The following is a 17,597-nucleotide window of genomic DNA, read 5'->3' on the forward strand; positions in this document are numbered from 1 at the left end:
TGGTGGGGTAAGAGCGTTTTGCTTACTTTTGCGCTGTTCAAAAGTGAGCCGCCGTCAGGCGGAACCATAGGAGGCCGTTACCGCAAGAATGGATAGGTACTCGGTCTAATCCAAAACCCCGGTCGACTCAGGAGCCGCCACGCGAGCAAGCTCCCTCGCCACAGGCCACTACAAAGTTGCGTAGACACCTAGGCCTAGGCCCATCGCGGGCAAGCCTTGCTCCTACCGAAAAGTGTCGCTCAAGGCGCCGGGGTTTTGCCCAGCATCCACAGCAGCCCGCTGGCCTTGGCGCGTTCATGGCACAACCCCAGCACCTGGCGGCGCTCGTCGTTGTCCATCCGGCTCCAGCGGGTAATTTCGCCGACAGTACGCTGGCAACCGGTGCAGATGTCCTGCTCGTCCAGCGCGCAAATATTCACGCAGGGCGACATCACGGGTCTTTCAGGGAGAGTCATGGTTCCTGCTCGACCAAGTCCACGGCGTACCGCTGGGAGCGATGCACATAGTGTGCGGCAGAGGCTTGGAGCATATTGATCTGCGACTCGGTCAGCTCGCGCACCACTTTGCCAGGCGAGCCCATGACCAGAGAACCATCAGGGATCTGCTTGTTTTCGCCAATCAGCGAGTTGGCGCCGATGATGCAGTTCTTGCCGATCTTCGCCCCATTGAGGATCACCGCGTTAATCCCGATCAGGCTGTTGTCGCCCACCGTGCAGCCGTGGAGCATGGCGTTGTGGCCGATGGTAACCCCGGTACCGAGGGTCAGCGGGTAGCCCATGTCGGTGTGCATCACGGTACCGTCCTGCACATTGCTGTTTTTGCCGATCAGGATCAGCTCATTGTCCCCGCGCAAGACCGCGTTGAACCAGACACTGGCGCCCTCTTCCAACTTGACCTTGCCAATCAGCACGGCGTTCGGTGCAACCCAGCTCTGCGGGTGGGTCTCGACACGGGCGTCGCCCAGGCGGTATTTCATCGTTGTTATCCTCATGGCTCAGGCAGCCGCGGGTAAATGCCGGATGGCGTCAGGTATTGATAAAGCTCTTGGGAGGTTGATGCAGGCTGATCTTCGCGTCATAGAGCAGATTGATCAACTCGACAATCATGATCGCGGTCAGGCCCCAGATCTTGTATTCGCCATAACGGTAACTCGGCACATACCAACTGCGCCCCTGATAATCGATGCGGTGCGTGTGTTCACGCGGGTCCGTGCGAAAGAACTCCAGCGGCACACTGAACACTGCGGCAATTTCTGCATCGTTGGCGCGGTACTCGACGAAGTCGGGAATCACCGCCACATATGGCGTGACCTTGATTCCGTGCAGCGAGATCAGCGGACTCAGGGGCCCAATCACTTCCACCAGCCCCGGCGGCAGGCCGATTTCCTCTTCGGCTTCGCGCAGGGCGGTGAACACCAGGTCCGGGTCTTCGGGATCGCGCCGCCCGCCAGGGAAGGCCACTTCACCGCCATGGGTCGAGAGCCCGCTGGCGCGCAGGGTCAGAACCAGTTCCGGTTCGTCACTGCGGGTTATGGGCACGAGCACCGCGGCTTCAGGGAAACGTCGGTCGGTTTCCAGCGTACGTGGCGTGTGATTGCTTACCCGGTGCAGTAGCTCGTCCAGCATGAGTGCTCTCGATCTGTTGGCTACCTTGCATCATGCACCAAACCTACAGGCCGCCCAACCCCCGGGCTGCAGCATGTCGCTAAACGACAACTTGCCGACAGACACTGTGGCACGCCAAGATAGGCGCGGCCTATTCGGAAGACCCAGCATGAAATTCTGCAGCCAGTGCGGTAACCCAGTAACGCAACGTATCCCCGAAGGCGATTCGCGCCTGCGTTTTGTCTGCGACAGCTGTCAGACCATTCACTACCAGAACCCCAACATCGTCGCCGGCTGCCTGCCAACCTGGGGCACCCAGGTGCTGCTGTGCCGTCGCGCCATCGAACCACGCCGGGGTTACTGGACCCTGCCGGCCGGTTTCATGGAGAACGGCGAGACCGTCGAACAGGCGGCCGTGCGCGAAACTGCCGAGGAAGCCTGCGCACGGGTGCGCAACCTGAACATCTACACGCTGATCGATGTACCGCATATCAGCCAGGTCCACGTATTCTTCCGCGCCGAACTGGTCGACCTGGACTTTTCCGCAGGCGAAGAAAGCCTGGAAGTGCAGCTTTTCGAGGAAGCGGACATCCCTTGGTCAGAGCTGGCTTTCCGCACGGTGGGCCGTACCCTAGAATGCTACTTCGCTGACCGCTTGCGGGGGGATTACCCGGTGCGCAGCGAGTCCATTCCTCCGCTTGCTCAGCCTGCGATCACTTAAACAACAAAAAGTACGCCGTACTCTCAGGGATATCGTTTTAATGCGCTGGTTGCTCGCGTTCCTCTGCCTGTCGTTCGCTGTCGTTTCCCAGGCTTCCAGCGTGGAAACCCTGGACGGCAAAATCGTCGAAAAAGTCCTGGTGCTCAAATCCGCCCGTCAGTTGCAACTGATCAATGACGGTAAGCCCATCAAGACCTACCGCATCTCATTGGGCCGCAACCCCAAGGGCCAAAAGCTCATGGAAGGCGACCGACGCACCCCCGAAGGCCTGTACTGGCTGGACTGGCGCAAAGTCAGCGAGCGCTTCAACCTGGCCATGCACATCTCCTACCCGAACATCAGCGACGCTGCGCGCTCACGCCGCGAGGGCGTGGCCCCAGGCGGCATGATCATGATTCACGGCACCCCGGACACCGAAGAAAACCCCGAAGACCTGTTCCACACCCTGGACTGGACCGACGGCTGCGTCGCCATGCGTAACGTCGACATGCGCGAAGTCTGGGGCCTGGTGCCCGATGGCACGATGATCGAAATCCGGCCCTGACGGGCCTATATGCCCACAAAGCCAAGATCAAAAGATCGTCGCCTACGGCATCTCCTGCCGGGCAACAAAAAACCCGCTGAAATCGCTTTCAGCGGGTTTTTTGTTTGAGCGGCGGGAAGTTTAGAACGCCTCCAACCGCCACACCTCATAAGCCGGCGTCTCATAGGGATGGCTCTGCTTCAGGGCCATCACCACCGAACGAATCAACTCATCAGCCACTACCAGCTCAACCTTCCATTCCTCGACCTGCTCCACCTGACCAGTCTGCCCGAGGAACGGCTGGCTGCCGTCCAACGGGCGAAACTGACCCAGGCCAAGCACCTGCCACGAACACTGGTCATAAGCGCCGATCCGCCCGCCACCGGCAGCGAACACCGCACTCTTGACCACCTCGACGTGACTGGCCGGAACAAAAAAGCTGAGCTTGTACACAGCTGTTAGTTCACCCACACGCGAGCATTACGGAACATGCGCATCCACGGTGCATCTTCGTTCCACTCTTCCGAGCGCCACGAGTTCTGCACAGCGCGGAATACCCGCTCCGGGTGCGGCATCATGATGGTCACGCGACCGTCACGACTGGTCAAACCGGTGATCCCACGCGGCGAACCGTTCGGGTTGGCCGGGTAGCTCTCGGTAACCTTGCCGTGGTTGTCGACGAAACGCATCGCCACGCAACCCGACAGATCCGCTTCCAGCAACGCCTCTTCGCTGGAGAACTCGGCATGACCTTCGCCGTGGGCAATGGCGATCGGCATGCGCGAACCGGCCATGCCTTGCAGGAAGATCGAGTTCGACTCCTGGACCTGGACCATGGCCACACGGGCTTCGAACTGCTCGGAACGGTTACGCACGAAGTGCGGCCAGAATTCGCTGCCCGGGATCAGCTCGTGCAGGTTGGACATCATCTGGCAACCGTTGCACACCCCGAGGGTGAAGCTGTCGTTACGCTCGAAGAAGCCCTGGAACGCATCGCGGGCGCGGCTGTTGAACAGGGCCGACTTGGCCCAGCCTTCACCGGCTCCCAGGACGTCGCCGTAGGAGAAACCACCGCAAGCCACCAGCCCCTTGAACTCGTTCAGGTCGACGCGGCCGGCCAGAATGTCGCTCATGTGCACGTCGATCGCGCTGAAACCGGCACGATCGAACGCTGCCGCCATTTCCACCTGGCCGTTGACGCCCTGCTCACGCAGTACGGCAACTTGTGGGCGAATGCCTTTCTTGATGTAAGGCGCGGCGATGTCCTGGTTGACGTCGAAGCTGAGCTTGACGCTCAGGCCCGGGTTGTCTTCCTCCAGCAGCACGTCGAACTCTTGTTCGGCGCAGTCGGCGTTGTCACGCAGGCGCTGGATCTGGTAGCTGGTCTCGGCCCACTGGCGTTGCAGCAGTCGACGCTGGCCTTCGAACACGGTGTCACCGTTGAAGGTGATGTTGATCTCGCCGTTGTTCATTGGCTGGCCGATCACCGACACGCAGTCGCCCAGGCCGGCAGCGCTGAACTGCGCGAGGATGTCCGGGGTAGCGTCCTGGCGTACCTGGATTACCGCGCCCAGCTCTTCGTTGAACAGGATCGCGGCGATGTCGGCCGAGGTTTCCGCCAAACCGTCGAGGTTGAGGCTCAGGCCGCAGTGGCCGGCAAACGCCATTTCCACGGTGCTGGTCAACAGGCCACCGTCGGAACGGTCGTGGTAAGCCAGCAAGTGACCGTCGGCGTTGAGGCCCTGGATCACCGCGAAGAAGGCTTTCAGGTCTTCGGCGTCGTCGACGTCCGGAGCCTGGCTGCCGAGCTTGCCGTGAACCTGGGCCAGGATCGAGGCGCCCATGCGGTTCTGGCCACGACCCAGGTCGATCAGGATCAGGTCGGTAGTGCCCTTGTCCATGCGCAGTTGCGGGGTCAGGGTCTGGCGGATGTCGGTCACTGGGGCAAAGCCGGTGACGATCAGCGACATCGGCGAGGTCACGGTCTTGTCGACGCCCTCGTCGTTCCAGCGAGTGGCCATGGACATCGAGTCCTTGCCCACTGGGATGGTGATGCCCAGCTCTGGGCACAACTCCATACCGACCGCTTTCACGGTGTCGTACAGACGCGCGTCTTCGCCCGGGTGGCCGGCAGCCGACATCCAGTTCGCCGATAACTTGATGTCGGAGAGCTTGGCGATGCGCGAAGCGGCGATGTTGGTCAGGGTTTCGCCGATGGCCATGCGGCCCGACGCCGGAGCGTCCAGCAGGGCCAGCGGAGTACGCTCGCCCATCGCCATGGCTTCACCGGTGTAGACGTCGAAGCTGGTGGCGGTCACGGCCACGTCAGCCACGGGTACCTGCCATGGGCCAACCATTTGGTCACGGGCCACGAGCCCGGTGATGGTGCGGTCGCCAATGGTGATCAGGAAGCTCTTGCTGGCCACGGCCGGGTGATGCAGGACGCGCTCGACACAGTCGGCGATGTTCAGGGTCGACGGATCGAAATCGTCACCCAGTTCGTTTTCCCGAACCACCGAACGGTGCATGCGCGGAGCCTTGCCCAGCAGCACTTCCAGTGGCATGTCCACCGGGCTGTTGCCGAAGTGGCTGTCAGTCACGGTCAGCTGTGGTTCGGCAGTGGCTTCGCCGACCACGGCAAACGGGCAGCGCTCACGTTCGCAGATAGCCTTGAAGCGCTCGAAGTCGGCCGGGCCGACTGCCAGGACGTAACGCTCCTGGGATTCGTTGCTCCAGATTTCGTGCGGGGCCATGCCCGGCTCGTCGTTTGGAATATTGCGCAATTCGAAACGGCCACCGCGGTCGCCGTCGTTGACCAGCTCCGGGAAGGCGTTGGACAGGCCGCCCGCACCCACGTCGTGGATGAAGCTGATCGGGTTGTGTTCACCCAACTGCCAGCAACGGTCGATGACTTCCTGGCAACGGCGTTCCATTTCCGGGTTTTCGCGTTGTACCGAAGCGAAGTCCAGGTCTGCCGAACTGGTGCCGGTGGCCATCGAGGAAGCGGCGCCGCCGCCCAGGCCGATCAGCATCGCCGGGCCACCCAGCACGATCAGCTTGGAGCCGACGAGGATCTCGCCTTTTTGCACGTGCTCTTCACGAATGTTGCCCATGCCGCCGGCCAACATGATCGGCTTGTGGTACCCGCGCACTTCATCACCGTGCGGCGTGGTGATGGATTGTTCGAAGGTACGGAAGTAACCGGTCAGTGCCGGACGACCGAATTCGTTGTTGAACGCCGCGCCGCCCAATGGGCCTTCGATCATGATGTCGAGGGCGGTGACGATGCGCTCAGGCTTGCCGTACGGCACTTCCCACGGCTGTTCGAAGCCCGGGATCTGCAGGTTGGATACGGTGAAGCCCGTCAGGCCAGCCTTCGGCTTCGCGCCGCGACCGGTTGCGCCTTCGTCGCGGATCTCGCCACCGGAGCCGGTGGACGCGCCCGGGAACGGGGCAATCGCCGTCGGGTGGTTGTGCGTCTCGACTTTCATCAGGATGTGCACCGGCTCCTGCACCGCACCGTACTGGCGGGTTTCAGGGTCCGGGAAAAAACGTCCGGCAACGGAGCCGACGATCACCGAGGCGTTGTCCTTGTAGGCCGACAGGACACCTTCGCTGTGCATCACGTAGGTGTTCTTGATCATGCCGAACAGGCTTTTTTCCTGGCTTTCACCGTCAATATCCCAACTGGCGTTGAAGATCTTGTGGCGACAGTGCTCGGAGTTCGCCTGGGCGAACATCATCAGTTCGATGTCGTGCGGGTTGCGCTTGAGGCCGATGAAGGCGTTGACCAGGTAGTCGATCTCGTCTTCGGCCAGGGCCAGGCCCAGCTCGACGTTGGCGGTTTCCAGCGCGGCGCGACCGCCACCCAGGACGTCGATTGCCGTCAGCGGCTTAGGCTCGGAGTGACTGAACAGACCGGCAGCCTGTTCAAGGTTCTCCAGGACGATCTGGGTCATGCGGTCGTGCAGGCCGTCGGCAATCAGCTGGGCCTGGGCGTCGGTGAACTCACCGGCGACATAGAACGCGATACCGCGCTCCAGGCGCTGGATTTTCGCCAGGCCGCAGTTACGGGCAATGTCGCTGGCCTTGCTCGACCAGGGCGAAATGGTGCCAAACCGCGGCAACACCAGGAACAGACGACCGGTCGGCTCTTGTACCGGAACGCTAGGACCGTACTTCAGAAGGCGCGCAAGCACCTGCTGTTCGTCGCCGGTCAGGACGCCGGTGACTTCGGCGAAGTGAGCGAATTCAGCATACAGGCCAGTAACAGCTGGAACCTTCTGGCTCAGTTGCTCAAGGAGTTTGCTGTGGCGAAAGGCAGAAAGGGCAGGAGCGCCGCGCAGGATCAACATCTTCGGGACAGCCTCGGAAGGGGGTGTGCTTTGAGGCCGTGCATTCTAGCCTAAACCGCCCGCGACAGCACCCGAAACGCTACACCCGGTATCACCCGAACGTCGGCCAGGGCTGGCAGGCCTATAACCAATGCTCATCAAGGTAAGTGCCGGCGGTTATTTTGCGCCGGATAAACGCCACCAAACGCCTATTCCTAAGGGCTTGGCGCCAATTTTCAAACATCTAGCAGACAAGCCCTTCACTGTCGAGATATGGCGGCCGTGGTCCTTTGCGTATACTGCGCAGATGTTTTCCCCAATGGTATTGCGTCCGCGAGTGGCCAAATGGCTTCTCGCCACCGGACTCTTCCTGGTGCTCAGCGGCTGTGTTGATAAACCCAACACCCTGGAGCGCGTAAAGGAGGATGGCGTGCTGCGCGTGGTCACGCGTAACAGCCCAGCCACCTACTTCCAGGATCGCAACGGTGAAACCGGCTTCGAATACGAGCTGGTGAAGCGCTTTGCCGACGATCTGGGGGTGGAACTGAAGATCGAAACCGCGGACAACCTCGACGACCTCTTTGAACAGGTGGGCAAGCCCAACGGCCCCGTGCTGGCTGCTGCCGGTCTGGTCAGCAGCGAGAAACGCAAGGCGCAGGTCCGGTTCTCCCACTCCTACCTGGAAGTCACCCCGCAAATCATCTACCGCAATGGCCAGTCGCGCCCAACCAACGCGGCGGACCTGGTGGGCAAGAAGATCATGGTGCTCAAGGGCAGCACCCATGCCGAGCAATTGGCCGTCCTGAAACAGAAAAATCCGCGTATCGAATACGAAGAGTCTGACGCGGTAGAGGTGGTCGACCTGCTGCGCATGGTCGACGAAGGGCAAATTGACCTGACCCTGGTCGACTCCAATGAAGTCGCAATGAACCAGGTGTACTTCCCCAACGTCCGGGTGGCCTTCGACCTCGGTGACGCCAGCAACCAGAGCTGGGCAGTGGCCGCCGGTGAAGACAACAGCCTGCTCAACGAGATCAATGACTTCCTCGACAAGGTCGAGAAGAACGGCACCCTGCAACGCCTCAAGGACCGCTACTACGGGCACGTCGACGTACTCGGCTATGTCGGCGCCTACACCTTTGCCCAGCACCTGCAGCAGCGCCTGCCCAAATACGAACCGCACTTCAAGACCTACGCGAAGAAAGAAAAAGTCGATTGGCGCCTGCTGGCGGCGATTGGCTATCAAGAGTCACTGTGGCAGCCGACAGTTACCTCCAAGACCGGTGTGCGCGGGTTGATGATGCTGACCCAGAACACCGCCCAGGCCATGGGTGTGTCCAACCGCCTGGACGCCCGCCAGAGCATCATGGGCGGCGCCAAGTACCTGGCGTACATGAAGGACCAACTGGACAGCTCGATCCAGGAGCCGGATCGCACCTGGTTCGCCCTCGCCGCCTACAACGTCGGCAGCGGTCACCTGGATGACGCCCGCAAGCTGGCGGCCAAGGAAGGACTGAATCCGGACAAGTGGCTGGATGTGAAGAAGATCCTGCCCCGCCTGTCGCAGAAACAGTGGTACAGCAAGACCCGCTACGGCTACGCCCGTGGTGGCGAGCCTGTGCACTTCGTGGCGAACATCCGTCGTTACTACGACATCCTGACCTGGGTCACGCAGCCACAACTGGAAGGCGACCAGGTGGCCGAGGGTAACTTGCATGTACCCGGCATCGACAAATCAAAACCGGCCCAAGAGCCAGCCCCGCTCTGACAAACGCCTTGAACCAAAGATGGGAGCCAGCCTGCTGGCTCCCACGCTGGTTTTGTATGGTTGCTTAGGCCTTCGCCGCAGCCGCCAGGATCAGTGCCTTCATCTCCGACACCGCCGACTTGAAGCCGACAAACAAGGCATGCGCGACCAGTGCGTGGCCGATGTTCAGTTCGTTGATGCCCTTGATCGCCGCAACGGCTTCGACGTTGTGGTAATGCAGGCCATGACCGGCATTGACGATCAGCCCCTGAGCCAGGCCGCAGGCCACACCGTCAGCCACGCGCTGCAGCTCTTCGGCGACTTCGGTAGGAGTCTGGGCATCGGCATAACGGCCGGTGTGCAATTCGATGGCCGGGGCACCCACGCGCTTGGAAGCCTCGATCTGCCGCTCATCGGCATCGATAAATAACGACACTTCACAGCCGATTTTGGCCAAGCGCTCTACTGCGGCCTTGATCCGTGCCTCCTGCCCCGCAACATCCAGACCGCCTTCGGTGGTCAGCTCCTGACGGGTTTCCGGAACCAGGCAGATGTGCGCCGGGCGAATGCGTTCGGCGAACGCCATCATTTCCTCGGTCACGCCCATCTCGAAATTCATCCGGGTCTGCAGCACGTCCTTGAGAATCAGTACGTCGCGCTCCTGGATATGCCGGCGATCTTCGCGCAAATGCACCGTGATGCCATCGGCGCCCGCCTCTTCAGCGTCGAGCGCAGCCTTGACGGGGTCAGGGTATCGGGTGCCCCGGGCCTGACGCAGGGTGGCTACGTGGTCGATGTTCACGCCAAGAAGAATGCGGGTGCTGGTGGTCACGGAAAGCGCTCCAGAAGAAGAGAAAGTTCGGTGCACAGCATACGGGGTGATCAGGGCTTGCGAAACAGCTCGCGACTGACCAGGGGACGACCGCCCAGGTGAACGGCCAGCGCCTGGCGCATCAGGCGCTTGGCAGCCGACAGCGCACCGGGGGCGCTCCAGTCTGCTTCGGCCATGGCCAACAGTTCACAGCCATTGAACAGCCCCGGCTGCAACAGGTACACCCGCTCCAACCCGGCATCCACCTGCAGGCGGTACAGACCGTCGGCGGCAATCGGCTCGGCGTGGACATCCTGGGTCAGTGCAAAGCCATAGCCCAGGTCATCGAGCAAGCGCCACTCGAAGGAGCGCAACAACGGTTCCAGCGCGCGACCTTCAGCGAGGGCCAGCAAGGTCGCGGCATAGTGCTCGAACACCGCGGGATGGGGATCTTCGGCAGGCAACAGGCGGATCAGCAACTCATTGAGGTACAGGCCACTGAACAGCGCCTCGCCGCTGAGCCAGGTCGAGACGCCGGCACTTTCCATGCGCCCGACGTTTTTCAGCTCGCCGCGCCCGCGAAACTCCACTTCCAGCGGCACGAATGGCCGCGCCAGAGTCCCGGCCTTGCCCCGCGCGCTGCGCAACACCGCCCGCAGCCGCCCTTGCGGCGTGAGGAAGTCGACCAATGCACTGTTCTCGCGGTAGGCGCGCGAATGCAGGACGTAGGCGGGTTGGCTGGGTGGCGGAGAGGACATGGGCGTCTCACTGAAGGAGTGCTGTTTTGAAATCAACACAAACCAAATGTGGGAGCGGGCTTGCCCGCGATGGCGGACTTACAGTCAACATCGCTGCTGAATGTTCCATCCTCATCGCGGGCAAGCCCGCTCCCACAGGGTTCTACGGTACAGCGCTAACCGGGTTTACAGGTCGCCGTAACCCAGCGAACGCAGGGCGCGCTCGTCGTCGGACCAGCCACCTTTGACCTTCACCCACAGGTTGAGCATGATCTTGGAGTCGAACAGCAGCTCCATATCCTTGCGCGCCTCGGTGCCGATACGTTTGATCCGCTCGCCCTTGTCGCCAATGATGATCTTCTTCTGACCGTCACGCTCGACGAGGATCAGGGCGTGGATGTGCAGGGTCTTGCCCTGCTGCTTGAACTCTTCGATTTCCACGGTGATCTGGTACGGCAGCTCCGCACCCATCTGGCGCATGATCTTCTCGCGCACCAGCTCAGCGGCGAGGAAGCGGCTGCTGCGGTCGGTGATCTGATCTTCCGGGAAGAAGTGATCGTTTTCCGGCAGGTAACCGGCGATCACCCGCTCCAGCGCTTCGAGGTTATGCCCATGCTGGGCCGAGATCGGCATGATCTGCGCGTTCGGCAGTTGCTCTTGCAGCCAGGTCAGGTGCGGCATGAGCTCGGCTTTGTCTTCGATGCGGTCGGTCTTGTTCAGCGCCACGATCAAAGGACCGGTCACGTACTGCACACGCTCGAGGACCATCTGGTCTTCGTCGGTCCACTTGGTGCGATCGACCACGAAGATCACCACGTCGACGTCTTTCAACGCCGCCGAGGCGGTCTTGTTCATGTAGCGGTTCAGGGCCTTCTCGCCACCCTTGTGCATGCCGGGGGTGTCGACGTAGATCGCTTGCACCGCGCCCTCGGTCTTGATCCCGAGCATGTTGTGGCGGGTGGTCTGCGGTTTACGCGAGGTAATTGCCAGCTTCTGACCCAGGATGTGGTTCAGCAACGTGGATTTGCCCACGTTCGGGCGGCCGACGATGGCGACATAGCCACAGCGAGTTGCAGTTGAATCAGTCATGGCCATTCTCCACGCCCAGGGCTATCAGTGCTGCGGCGGCCGCTACCTGTTCGGCAATACGACGACTCACACCCTGACCTCGGCTTTTTTCATTCAATAAGGTGATTTCACATTCGACGAAGAACGTTCGGCAATGGGGCTCACCCTGGATATCCACCACTTCGTAACGCGGCAGCTCACAGGCACGCGACTGCAGGAATTCCTGCAGGCGGGTCTTTGGATCTTTATTGGTATCGACCAGCGTCAGGCTCTCGAACTCGGAAGCCAGCCAGGCCAGCACGCGTTCGCGCGCCATGTCCATGCCGGCATCCAGGTAGATCGCGCCGATCAGCGCTTCCAGGGCATCGGCCAGGATCGACTCGCGCCGGAAACCGCCGCTCTTCAACTCACCAGAGCCCAGGCGCAGGTAGTCACCCAGATCAAAGCCACGGGCCAGCACTGCCAGTGTCTCGCCTTTGACCAAGCGCGCGCGCAAACGCGACAGCTGGCCTTCGCGGGCCAGCGGAAAGCGGTCGAACAGCGCTTCACCGGCCACGAAGTTGAGGATGGCATCACCGAGGAATTCCAGGCGTTCGTTGTTGCGCCCGGCAAAGCTGCGGTGAGTCAGGGCCAGGACCATCAGTTCCTGATCCTTGAAGGTGTAGCCGAGCTGACGCTCGAGACGACTTAAGGAGACGCTCACGGTTTACCCACGCTGAGTTCGTGGTCGACTTCCCCCGCAGCATCGCTGCGAAGGCCTGGGACAAATAACGCTGTGTTCAAAAATTACTTCCTGAATATCGTTGGCTTCAATGCAGTGCGGCAACCTTCTGCAGGTTCCAGAAAAGCATTCGGCGCTGTGTTCAACAGCGCCGTGTGGGATTACTTGATCAGGCCAACCCGCGAGAAATTCGGCAGGTGGCTGAGTTTCGGTTCAGGCCAGCTCATCCAGACCGCAAAGGCCTTGCCGACGATGTTCTGGTCGGGAACCATGCCCAGCAGGTTCTTGGGAATGCTTGGGTCATCCCAGTAGCGACTGTCGTTGGAGTTGTCGCGGTTGTCGCCCATCATGAAATAGTGCCCCGCGGGCACCGTCCATTGACGGTCCGGAGTGGCCCGGTAGCGGCTCATTTCCTTGCGGATCATGTGCTCGGCAACACCGAGTTTTTCCTTGTACAGCTCGGCGCTGCCCAAAGTGCCCGGCTCAGTGCCCACCAGTTGCTCGGCAATCGACTCACCGTTGACGAACAGGCGCTTGTCGGCGGTGTAGCGAATCTGGTCGCCCGGCAGGCCAACCACACGCTTGATGTAGTTGACGTTCGGGTCGCTTGGGTAGCGGAACACCATCACATCGCCGCGCTGCGGATCACCCACCTCGATGACTTTCTTGTCGAGTACTGGCAAGCGGATCCCGTAGGAAAACTTGTTCACCAGAATGAAATCGCCGACGTCCAGGGTCGGTTTCATCGAACCAGACGGAATCTGGAACGGCTCCACCAGAAACGAACGCAGCACCAGTACGATGAACAGCACCGGAAAGAACGATTTGCCGTATTCCACCAGCAACGGTTCTTTGTTCAGTTTCTCCACGACGACCATGTCGGGTTGGCTGACAGTGCCCTGATACGAGGCAATGGCAGCACGCCGACGCGGCGCCAGAAACACCAGATCGAGCAACGCCAGCAAACCGCAGACGAAGACAGCGATGACCAGCAACAGCGGGAAATTTAGTGACATAGGACCTAACTATCCAACCTGAGCACAGCAAGGAAGGCTTCTTGTGGAATTTCCACGTTACCGACCTGCTTCATGCGTTTTTTACCGGCCTTCTGCTTTTCCAACAGCTTGCGCTTACGGCTAACGTCACCACCGTAGCATTTGGCCAATACGTTCTTTCTGAGTGCCTTGACGGAGGTCCGCGCGATGATCTGCCCGCCAATGGCGGCCTGGATCGCAACGTCGAACATCTGGCGCGGAATCAGTTCCTTCATCTTCTCGGTCAACTGGCGACCTTTGTAGTGCGCGTTGTCCTTGTGCACGATCAGCGCCAGGGCATCGACCTTGTCGCCGTTGATCAGCACGTCCAGCTTGACCAGATTAGCCGACTGGTAGCGATCGAAGTGGTAATCCAGCGAAGCATAGCCGCGACTGGTGGACTTCAGGCGATCGAAGAAGTCCAGGACCACTTCGTTCATCGGCAAATCGTAGGTCACCTGGACCTGGGTACCCAGGAACAACATGTCGTGCTGCACGCCACGTTTTTCGATACACAGGGTAATGACGTTGCCCAGGTGCTCCTGCGGCACAAGAATATTGGCCCGCACGATTGGCTCACGCATGTCTTCGATCGAAGACAGGTCTGGGAGCTTGGACGGGTTATCGACGTAAATCGTTTCACCGGTTTTCAGCAACAGCTCGAAAATTACCGTTGGCGCCGTGGTGATCAGGTCCAGGTCGTACTCGCGCTCCAGGCGCTCCTGGATGATTTCCATGTGCAGCATGCCAAGGAACCCGCAACGGAAGCCGAAGCCCAGGGCGTCGGAGCTTTCCGGGGTGTACTGCAGGGACGAGTCGTTGAGGGTGAGCTTTTGCAGGGCTTCACGGAAGTCTTCGAAGTCGTCGGAGCTGACCGGGAACAGACCGGCGTACACCTGCGGCTGGATGCGCTTGAAGCCTGGCAGCACGTCGACGTCAGGGGTCGAACTCAAGGTCAGGGTATCGCCCACTGGCGCACCGTGAATGTCCTTGATACCGGCGATGATGAAGCCTACTTCACCGGCTTTCAGGTCGACGGTGGCAGTGTGTTTCGGGTTGAACACACCGACGCTGTCCACCAGGTGGATCTTGCCGGTGGATTTGACCAGGATCTTGTCGCCCTTCTTCACGCGGCCGTGGCGTACGCGAACCAGGGAAACAACGCCCAGGTAGTTGTCGAACCAGGAGTCGATGATCAACGCTTGCAGCGGATCTTCGATGTTGCCGGTAGGCGCGGGAATGGTCTTGACCAGGCGCTCGAGCACCTCATCGACGCCCAGGCCAGTCTTGGCACTGCACTCGACGGCATCGGTAGCATCGATGCCGATGATTTTTTCGATTTCTTCTTTCACCCGGTCCGGATCGGCCTGTGGCAGGTCGATCTTGTTCAGCACCGGCATGACTTCCAGGCCCTGCTCGATCGCCGTGTAGCAGTTGGCAACCGACTGCGCTTCCACGCCCTGGCCAGCATCGACCACCAGCAACGCACCTTCACAGGCCGCCAACGAGCGGCTGACTTCATAGGTGAAGTCAACGTGGCCGGGGGTGTCGATGAAGTTCAGCTGGTACTTGATGCCGTCTTTGGCGGTGTAATACAAGGTAACGCTGTGGGCCTTGATGGTGATCCCGCGTTCGCGCTCAAGGTCCATGGAGTCCAGAACCTGGGCTTCCATTTCACGCTCGGCCAGGCCGCCGCACATCTGGATGAAGCGATCGGCCAGCGTCGACTTGCCATGGTCAATGTGGGCGATGATGGAGAAATTGCGGATATGACTCAAATCACTCACGGATCAACACTCAAAAAGGCTGCAGGCATAGCCCGCCGAAAAATAGCCGGGAATTGTACCTGAAACACCAGGCAAGCGTCACGTTTGCAGGTGAAGGCATCACTTGCAAAAACGCCCCGCTCTGGCGAACGGGGCGTTTTTGCAGACAAACTTCGGTTCAAATACCGCTGATCAGCCGGCTCGACGCATCAGCCAGAGGCCTGCCAGCGCACACACCGCAGCTGGGATCAACACCGCAAACAGCGGCGAGAAACCGAACACCAGACTCGACGGGCCGAGCAAATCCTGGACGATGCGGAAGGTGAAGCCCACCAGCACACCGGTGAAGACCCGCTGACCGAGGGTTACCGAACGCAGTGGACCAAAGATGAAGGAGATCGCCATCAGCACCAGGGCTGCGGTGACCAGCGGCTGCAACACCTTGACCCAAAATGCCAGCCAGTAGCGGCCGTTGTTCAGGCCCTGGTCAGCCAGGTAATGGATATAACCCCACAGGCCGCTGATCGACAGCGATTCCGGGGCCATCACCACGGTGCTCAGCAGTTGCGGGCTGAGGGCCACATCCCAACGCTCGACCGCAGCGCTCACCACTTCAGTGCTCTTGCCGTGGAACAGGGTGGTGGTGACGTCACTCAACTGCCAGTGATCGGTGTCGAACTCGGCGCGTTTAGCGAAGCTTGCGGACAGCAGGTGGTGGTCATTATCGAAACGATAACGGGTCACGCCATACAGGCGGCCATTGGGCTGCACCGAGTTGACGTGAATGAACTCGTCCCCCTGGCGGTGCCACAAACCGTGCTTGGCGCTTTGCGAATCGCCACTGCCCTGGGCCAGCGAACGGTTGGCCTGGGCGATATTTTCCGTGGCGGGCGCTACATACTCGCCAATCAGCACGCCGGCGACCATCAGGAACAGCATCGGCTTCATCACTGCCCAGACGATCCGCCCAATGGATACGCCGGCCGCACGCATGATGGTCAATTCGCTGTTACTGGCCAGGCTGCCAAGGCCGATCAGGCAACCGATCAGGGCAGCCATGGGCAACATGTCGTACAGCCGGCGCGGCGCGGTCAGGAGCACGTAGCCCAGAACGTCCATCACCGTGTAGGTATCGCTGGCATCGCCCATTTCATCAATGAAGGCGAACAGGGTCGCCAGGCCGAGGATGATCCCCAGCACGGCCAGGATCGCCATGAATACACTGCTACCAATGTAGCGATCGAGCTTAACCACGGGTCACCTCCAACGCATAGCGGCGACTCGCCATCTTCAAGCGCAACGGCTCCCAGTAGAGCAACCCCAGGCCAATGACCAGGAAAATCCCGTGGACCCACCACAACCCCAGCGCCGGCGGTAATTTGCCCTTCTCCAATGCGCCGCGGGCAGCGATCAGGATGGTCAGGTAGGCCATGTACAGCAGGATCGCCGGCAACAGCTTGAGGAACCGGCCCTGACGCGGGTTGACCCGCGACAGTGGCACGGCCATCAGGGTCACGATGAACACCAGCAACGGCAGGGACAGGCGCCATTGCAATTCGGCATGGGAGCGCACGTCATCGCTGCCCAGCAGGTTGGCGGTACTGATGGCGTCGCGGTCGGTTACTTCGTCGCTGACGTCAGGCTTGGGCAACAGTACGCCATAGGTGTCGTACTTGATGATCCGGTAATTGGCCTGCCCCGGATTGCCGTCATAACGATAGCCGTTGTCCAGAATCAGGTAGCGGTTGCCGTCCGGCTTGATCTCCTGACGACCCTTCTCGGCCACCAGCACAGAGATGCCGCGATCCTTGTTACCTGAGGCTTCGTTCTTCTGCGAGATGAACACGCCTGCCAGGTTGATGCGATCATCCGAGAGTTTTTCGGTATAGGTCACCCGCGTGCCGTCGCGTAACGACTGGAAGCGTCCTGGCTCCAGGGTATCGAACTCGGTCAGGGCATCCTGCTTGTTCAGCAGCAACTGGAACTGGTTGGCACCTTGCGGGGCCAGGCCCAGGCTCAACCAGGCCACCAGCAATGCGACCAGCGTGGCCGGGAACAAGGTGTAGGCGAACAGGCGTTGCTGGCTCATGCCGGTGGCCGACAGCACGGTCATTTCGCTCTCGAGATACAGGCGGCCATAAGCCAGCAGAATCCCCAGGAACAACCCCAGTGGCAGGATCAACTGCAAGAAGCCCGGCAGGCGGAAGCCCATGATCAGGAACAGGGAACCCGGATCCAGCAGGCCGGCAGCGGCTTGGGCGAGGTACTTGATGAAGCGCCCACTCATGATGATGACCAGCAGCACGGCACTGACGGCGCTCAGGGTCACCAGGACTTCACGGGAAAGATAACGGAAGACAATCAAACCAGACACTCCAGGGTTGTCAGGCTAAGGCGGCCAAACAAGCAAACAGGTCGGGCGGCTCGTGAAACCATGAGCCACCGCAAAAGATGCGGCATTATCCTGTGATTGACCGCGCCTGTCACTGCGCACGCTCACGCCGGCATGCAATGCATTAAAGATCACTTGC

The 17,597-nt window shown here is 60.5% G+C and carries 16 protein-coding genes; 3 read left to right on the plus strand and 13 right to left on the minus strand.

Annotation, left to right across the window (positions count from 1 at the left end; all coding sequences use genetic code 11):
• Positions 1–239: 239 nt before the first annotated feature.
• From ACIOVD_RS25485 to ACIOVD_RS25495, 3 genes are read right to left on the minus strand one after another with little or no spacing between them, the layout of a single operon-like run.
• Complete coding sequence (locus ACIOVD_RS25485) at positions 240–455, minus strand: DUF1289 domain-containing protein (RefSeq protein WP_401130911.1); 216 nt, start codon at positions 453–455, stop codon at positions 240–242.
• Positions 452–976, minus strand: a complete 525-nt coding sequence (locus ACIOVD_RS25490) for a gamma carbonic anhydrase family protein (RefSeq protein WP_401130913.1) — start codon at positions 974–976, stop codon at positions 452–454. Before ACIOVD_RS25490 ends, ACIOVD_RS25485 begins: the two co-directional genes overlap by 4 nt.
• A 49-nt stretch (positions 977–1,025) precedes the next feature.
• Positions 1,026–1,625 carry a CoA pyrophosphatase gene (locus tag ACIOVD_RS25495; RefSeq protein ID WP_095171171.1) on the minus strand — a complete coding sequence of 200 codons (600 nt, stop codon included), beginning with the start codon at positions 1,623–1,625 and terminating at the stop codon, positions 1,026–1,028.
• A gap of 148 nt (positions 1,626–1,773) precedes the next feature.
• On the opposite strand from ACIOVD_RS25495, the gene ACIOVD_RS25500 reads away from it, so the two are divergent.
• Both ACIOVD_RS25500 and ACIOVD_RS25505 read left to right on the plus strand, forming a co-directional pair.
• Positions 1,774–2,325, plus strand: a complete 552-nt coding sequence (locus ACIOVD_RS25500) for an NUDIX hydrolase (RefSeq protein WP_401130915.1) — start codon at positions 1,774–1,776, stop codon at positions 2,323–2,325.
• Positions 2,326–2,365: 40 nt separating this feature from the next.
• Entirely contained in the window at positions 2,366–2,869 is a 504-nt protein-coding gene (locus ACIOVD_RS25505; protein ID WP_095171174.1) for a murein L,D-transpeptidase family protein, read from the plus strand.
• A gap of 120 nt (positions 2,870–2,989) precedes the next feature.
• Here ACIOVD_RS25505 and ACIOVD_RS25510 read toward each other — a convergent pair whose 3' ends face one another.
• Both ACIOVD_RS25510 and purL read right to left on the minus strand, forming a co-directional pair.
• Positions 2,990–3,301, minus strand: coding sequence for a YqfO family protein (locus tag ACIOVD_RS25510; protein ID WP_095171176.1), 312 nt, complete (start codon positions 3,299–3,301; stop codon positions 2,990–2,992).
• Between the two features lie 5 nt (positions 3,302–3,306).
• Positions 3,307–7,203: a phosphoribosylformylglycinamidine synthase gene (purL, locus tag ACIOVD_RS25515; protein ID WP_320333715.1), complete on the minus strand. Its 3,897-nt coding sequence runs from the start codon at positions 7,201–7,203 to the stop codon at positions 3,307–3,309.
• A 286-nt stretch (positions 7,204–7,489) separates the two neighbouring features.
• Between purL and mltF the strand changes: the two genes are divergently transcribed.
• The gene (gene mltF / locus ACIOVD_RS25520; protein WP_095171180.1) at positions 7,490–8,950 is read left to right on the plus strand and encodes a membrane-bound lytic murein transglycosylase MltF; all 1,461 of its coding nucleotides are present in this window, start codon (positions 7,490–7,492) and stop codon (positions 8,948–8,950) included.
• A gap of 64 nt (positions 8,951–9,014) precedes the next feature.
• On the opposite strand, the gene pdxJ is transcribed toward mltF, so the two are convergent.
• The 8 genes from pdxJ to lptF form a co-directional block, all read right to left on the minus strand.
• Positions 9,015–9,761, minus strand: a complete 747-nt coding sequence (gene pdxJ / locus ACIOVD_RS25525; RefSeq protein WP_095171182.1) for a pyridoxine 5'-phosphate synthase — start codon at positions 9,759–9,761, stop codon at positions 9,015–9,017.
• Between the two features lie 50 nt (positions 9,762–9,811).
• Positions 9,812–10,498, minus strand: coding sequence for a DNA repair protein RecO (gene recO, locus ACIOVD_RS25530; RefSeq protein ID WP_159993933.1), 687 nt, complete (start codon positions 10,496–10,498; stop codon positions 9,812–9,814).
• 165 nt (positions 10,499–10,663) lie between these two features.
• On the minus strand, positions 10,664–11,566 hold the full coding sequence (era, locus tag ACIOVD_RS25535) for a GTPase Era (RefSeq protein WP_007944847.1): 903 nt from the start codon (positions 11,564–11,566) through the stop codon (positions 10,664–10,666).
• On the minus strand, positions 11,559–12,248 hold the full coding sequence (rnc, locus tag ACIOVD_RS25540; protein ID WP_095171185.1) for a ribonuclease III: 690 nt from the start codon (positions 12,246–12,248) through the stop codon (positions 11,559–11,561). The genes era and rnc overlap by 8 nt, the downstream gene beginning before the upstream one ends.
• A 179-nt stretch (positions 12,249–12,427) precedes the next feature.
• Complete coding sequence (lepB, locus tag ACIOVD_RS25545; protein ID WP_095171187.1) at positions 12,428–13,282, minus strand: signal peptidase I; 855 nt, start codon at positions 13,280–13,282, stop codon at positions 12,428–12,430.
• A 5-nt stretch (positions 13,283–13,287) separates the two neighbouring features.
• Positions 13,288–15,087 carry a translation elongation factor 4 gene (lepA, locus tag ACIOVD_RS25550; RefSeq protein ID WP_095171189.1) on the minus strand — a complete coding sequence of 600 codons (1,800 nt, stop codon included), beginning with the start codon at positions 15,085–15,087 and terminating at the stop codon, positions 13,288–13,290.
• 171 nt (positions 15,088–15,258) lie between these two features.
• Complete coding sequence (lptG, locus tag ACIOVD_RS25555; protein ID WP_095171191.1) at positions 15,259–16,320, minus strand: LPS export ABC transporter permease LptG; 1,062 nt, start codon at positions 16,318–16,320, stop codon at positions 15,259–15,261.
• A complete protein-coding gene (gene lptF / locus ACIOVD_RS25560) occupies positions 16,313–17,431 on the minus strand; it encodes an LPS export ABC transporter permease LptF (protein WP_401130921.1) in 1,119 nt (372 codons plus the stop codon). The genes lptG and lptF overlap by 8 nt, the downstream gene beginning before the upstream one ends.
• Between the last annotated feature and the right edge of the window lie 166 nt (positions 17,432–17,597).

The sequence above is a fragment of the Pseudomonas sp. NPDC087626 genome (genome assembly GCF_044743405.1).
Taxonomy (GTDB): domain Bacteria; phylum Pseudomonadota; class Gammaproteobacteria; order Pseudomonadales; family Pseudomonadaceae; genus Aquipseudomonas.